Origin of the sequence: Vibrio sp. 1727 (assembly GCF_033344415.1) — a bacterium.
Lineage (GTDB): Bacteria > Pseudomonadota > Gammaproteobacteria > Enterobacterales > Vibrionaceae > Vibrio > Vibrio alginolyticus.
The window spans coordinates 1-517 of record NZ_JAWPOT010000671.1 but is presented as its reverse complement, the minus strand read 5'-3'; the positions used below and the strand labels follow the sequence as shown (position 1 = coordinate 517).

1 protein-coding gene is annotated in these 517 nt (G+C 42.9%); it reads left to right on the top strand.

Features of this window, described 5'->3' with window-relative positions; genetic code table 11:
• A partial coding sequence (locus R8O10_RS27520; RefSeq protein ID WP_318192274.1) for a sensor histidine kinase occupies nt 1-517 on the top strand: 517 nt, incomplete at both ends.

Genomic DNA, 517 nt, shown 5'->3' with positions numbered 1-517 from the left:
GATCATTGTGCTGACGTTAGCCATAAATTTACATGAGCATCGACTTGCCGATAAAAACCTCAAAGAACTTGCTCACAAAACGGTGATGTTTCAAGAAGATGAGAAGAAACATTTAGCGCGCGAGTTGCACGATGGGATCAATCAGCTTCTGGTATCGAGTAAATGTCATTTGGATTTAATGAGCCATCGATTGCAAGATGAAAAGCTCAAGTCACATCTCGACAAATCACAACGTTCTTTGGTGACGGCAATTAATGAAGTGCGGCACATTTCCCATCAACTTCGCCCAAGCGCATTGGATGATATCGGTTTGGAAGCTGCGTTGACGACATTGCTGCAAGATTTCCATTCACACTCTGGAATTGATATCGACAGCCATTTTGACACTCAACAGCACAAGCTGACCTCCGAAGTCGCAACAACACTGTACCGAGTTGCGCAAGAGTCGCTAAATAACATTGAAAAGCATGCAAAAGCGAAAAAAGTGACGGTGATTTTGCAAAAAATGGGCAATATG